A 3,299-nucleotide genomic window follows, 5' to 3' on the forward strand; every position below is an offset into this window, starting at 1 on the left:
AGGCTCAAGCGGGTCCGAAAACGGGATTCGGGCCTGTTCGCGCACTGGAAACTCGCCTACACGTCCTGATAACTGGGCGGCACGAGCCCCGTGACGGGAGACTGTCATGCGGGGAATCTGTGGGAGGCGGCCGGTGCGACTCCGGCCGCCCACCCGGCGAGATCCCCCCGGGCGACCCGACCCTCTCGCTGTCACCCGAGTTGCTGACCTCGTTTCCTTCTGGACAGCCCCGAGGCGTTCCCGTTGCTGCCGCGCGTCAGAACATCTTCGGCTGGATGCGGGGGTCGCGGGCGAGGAACTCCTGCTTGGTGTGCAGCACGCGGTCGCCCGCGAACTGGTCCAGCGCGGCGAGGATCTGCTCCTTGTCGGCGCCGAAGCTCCCGATCGTGGCGACGACGCGGTAGCCGAGTTCGTGCAGCTCATCTGAGAAGATCATGCCCCTGGTTGAGGGGAACGGAACGCCTGGTCTCGGGCGGACCACCAGCAGGTGATTGCCCTTGTAGACCTGCGTCAGCTTGGGGTTCACCGAGCTGCGCTTGGGAGGCAGGACACCCACGTGGGAGATGTCTCTCCACGGTATCCGCAACGTGCCGGTACCGGCCGTGCTCCTGCGCAGGTGCACGGTGATGACCGAGCGGTCGATGACCAACTCCGCCTCCTGGGGCAAGGCGAGGACGGCCAGGGTGTAAAGGAATCCTGCCAGGACCGCGAAACCACCTCCGTACACGGGGATCGCCCACAGCCAACTCGGGTCGCGGTTGAGCCATGCGAAGAGCACGGGTAGGACAACAACGCCAAACAGCGCGATGATTCCAGGCTTCACCATGTTGCTCTTCAACTGCTCCTGCGCCGCCGCGCGGCCGCGGCGGAACCGCACTTCGTCCGCTGCGTCGACCGGCGGCTTGTCGGGGTCGGCCGGGCCTCGCGCGAGTGCCAGTGCTCCGGCAGTGTCGGTCGCCCGCTGGCGTGGCCGGGGCAGGCCGCGGGACTGGAGGTCCGCGGCGACGCTGCGGTAGATCTCGTCGAGGGTGAGCGGCTGGGGGTTATCCAGCGCGGCCACTAGGGCCCCGGTGAAGGCGGTGTACCGCTCGCCGGCCAGCGCATAGGACGGGGCGTTGGCGGTGGTGGATGTCATCGTGTAGGTGCCTGCGATGAAGAGCTGGCCGTCGGCCAGGGCCTCCTCGCTTGTCATGACCTCGATGGCTCGTCCGGAGAAGCAGCAGTCCAGGATGAGGACGCGGGCGGCGGCGCTGCTGCCGCCGAGGTCCTCGCGCAGCAGGTCGACGCCCAGCGCGCTGTACTTCGGAGCGTCGGCCCGGGTCGCGTTCGTCGCCAGGTACAACCGTCCCCGGTCGTCGACCAGGCCGTGCCCCGCGTAGTAGATCAGCAGCATGTCTGAGGCTTCCTCAGCAGCCTTGCTGATGACACGGCCGATGTCGGCAGTGGAGCCCTCCGGGTCTGCGACCTCGCAGTGTTCGGGGTCCAGGACGCCTGTGACATCGTGGGTGAGCCGGCGCCACAGGCTCGCGACGTTCTCACGCACGGCCGGAAGGTCCGCTAATTCCGGCGATTCCGGGAAGTGACTGACGCCGATCAGAACGGCTCGCGATCGGGCGGGGTCAGGAAATCGGCTCACCCTTGCTGCTCCGTGGTGTCGACCAGTTGCCTGATCTCTCGTATCAGGCCGGGTACGTCCTCCTGGAGCAGGTGCGCGTCGACCTCGACGCTGCGGCCGTCGGGCCCCCTGACGGTGATCTTCACGTCCGTGTGGCGGTGGGTGAGCCAGGTGGACAGCGAGCGGGCGAGCACCGCGCCGGCCCCGCCGGAGCCCATCGCGATGGTGAGCACGTCGAGCAAGCCGCCCATCTCGTCGCCGGTTCCACCGGAGGAAGGTTCTAAGTGGTTGAGCCTGGAAGTCCTTCGGGGGTGCAGTGATCAGCTGGGTTCGGTGGGGAGGTGGACGGTGCAGGCGGTATCGAGGGCGTCCTGGGGGCTACCGGCAAAATATCCGGTGAGCAGGGCGGCTTCCTCGTAGCGGTCGCGGGCGGCGGAGTAGATCGCGAACCCGAACGAGTGGGCTGACCCGCCGTAGCGCAACCGGCACAGGGGGATCTCCTCGCCGTCGGGCAGCACCCCGACGACGTAGGCGAACGCGCCACGGTAGGTGACCTCGGTGCGGGCGAGTTGCGGCCAGCGCTGCTCCACATGATCGAGCAGGCGCAGCCGGATCGAGGACTTCGTGGACTCGGGGATCGCCGCCATACCCACCAGTCTGCCGGCACCCGGCAGATCGCTACGATCATCCCGCCGTCACCGTGGACACCCACCCCGCCTGCACCCGGAGCGTGTGATGCCCTCACCCAGCATGGCCCTACCCATAGACCTGACCGCGAGCGAACGCAGACGGCTCAAGGCCCGCGTGAACGGGCGCAGGACGCCCTACCGGGACTGGCAGCGGTCAACGATCGTGCTGGACGCGGCCCGCGGCCACTCCCACGCGCGGATAGCCCGGCGACTGTGCGTGACCGAAGACACGGTCCGCACGTGGCGGGGCCGGTTCGCGCGGCGACGCGAGGCGGGGCTGGTCGACCTGCCCCGGTCGGGCCGGCCACGGCGGATCAGCCAGGCGGAACGGGCCGAGGTCGTCGCGCTGGCCTGCCCGTTACCCGCCGAGACCCAGGTGCCGCTGGCCCGCTGGTCGTGTCCAGAACTCGCCGCCGAACTGCTCTCCCGCGGCCTGGTCGACGCGATCTCCGCGTCGTCGGTGCGGCGGATCCTCGCCGAGCACCCGATCAAACCGTGGCGCTACCAGTCATGGATCTTCGCGCGTGACCCGGACTTCGCCGCGAAAGCGAAAGTGATCCTCGATCTCTACGAGGGCTTCTACCAGGAGGAGCCCCTCGGCCCCGAGGATCGCATCGTCTCGATCGACGCGAAGCCCTCGATCCAGGCCCGTGCCCGGATCCACCCGACCGCCCCGCCCGCTCCGGGCAGGATCATCCGGGTTGAGCACGAGTACGAACGCCACGGCGCGCTCGCGCTGTTGCCCGCGCTCGACGTCCAGACCGGGAGGATCACCGCCGTGCTGACCCCGCCGACGACGGGCATCGCGCCGTTCATGGAACTGATGGGCCAGGTCATGGCCCAGGACCGCTACCGGATGGCGAAACGCGTGTTCGTGATCGTCGACAACGGCTCCGACCACCGAGGCCAGGCCTCGATCAACCGACTCAGGGCCGCCCACCCGACCTGCATCCTGATCCACACCCCGACGCACGCCTCCTGGCTGAACCACGTGG

The 3,299-nt window shown here is 68.7% G+C and carries 4 protein-coding genes; 1 reads left to right on the forward strand and 3 read right to left on the reverse strand.

Annotated elements, in window-relative coordinates:
- Positions 1-256: 256 nt before the first annotated feature.
- From MJ783_RS22935 to MJ783_RS22945, 3 genes are read right to left on the reverse strand one after another with little or no spacing between them, the layout of a single operon-like run.
- Positions 257-1,636 carry a caspase family protein gene (locus MJ783_RS22935; protein WP_239313904.1) on the reverse strand — a complete coding sequence of 460 codons (1,380 nt, stop codon included), beginning with the start codon at positions 1,634-1,636 and terminating at the stop codon, positions 257-259.
- Entirely contained in the window at positions 1,633-1,932 is a 300-nt protein-coding gene (locus tag MJ783_RS22940) for a hypothetical protein (RefSeq protein ID WP_255724450.1), read from the reverse strand. Before MJ783_RS22940 ends, MJ783_RS22935 begins: the two co-directional genes overlap by 4 nt.
- Before the next feature lie 3 nt (positions 1,933-1,935).
- Positions 1,936-2,262, reverse strand: coding sequence for a hypothetical protein (locus MJ783_RS22945; RefSeq protein WP_239313908.1), 327 nt, complete (start codon positions 2,260-2,262; stop codon positions 1,936-1,938).
- Positions 2,263-2,350: 88 nt separating this feature from the next.
- On the opposite strand from MJ783_RS22945, the gene MJ783_RS22950 reads away from it, so the two are divergent.
- Positions 2,351-3,299: IS630 family transposase (locus tag MJ783_RS22950; protein ID WP_239313910.1), on the forward strand; the 949-nt coding region annotated here is incomplete at its 3' end.

This window comes from Protofrankia sp. Cj3, from assembly GCF_917627355.1.
Taxonomy (GTDB): domain Bacteria; phylum Actinomycetota; class Actinomycetes; order Frankiales; family Frankiaceae; genus Protofrankia.

What these genes read in the sequence shown, in the direction of transcription:
- MJ783_RS22945 (WP_239313908.1), bottom strand. Translation starts at nt 2,262, where the DNA reads ATGGCGGCGATCCCCGAGTCCACGAAGTCCTCGATCCGGCTGCGCCTG.